Here is a 289-nt window from a genome sequence, read left to right on the forward strand (position 1 = left end):
CGGGGAAGAACAACCGAATAATCGCTTGCACTACTTCCCTGAACAATCTTGCCGCCTGCTGCGATCAGGCTTGCTGCCATCACACTGACGCTTGCAACATCATGCTTGGATTTAACCGATATTCCAAGCGAATAAGTCTCGTTATAAAAGCCGGTAATGCCGCCAACCATATTAAGCTTGATGACTTCCTGCTTCTTATATTCGAGTACCATATTGTTATTACGGTCAACCAGATCATATCTGCTTCCCGCAAGTGTGCGCATATCCCCGACCGCATCAGGATCAAGCT

Annotated in this window: 1 pseudogene; it reads right to left on the reverse strand. The window is 47.1% G+C overall.

The features are described 5' to 3' along the window. Positions 1-289, reverse strand: a pseudogene (locus GQS64_RS11985) (inverse autotransporter beta domain-containing protein); the annotation flags it as partial.

Origin of the sequence: Bartonella sp. P0282, from assembly GCF_048452985.1 — a bacterium.
GTDB classification, from domain to species: Bacteria; Pseudomonadota; Alphaproteobacteria; order Rhizobiales; family Rhizobiaceae; genus Bartonella; species Bartonella choladocola.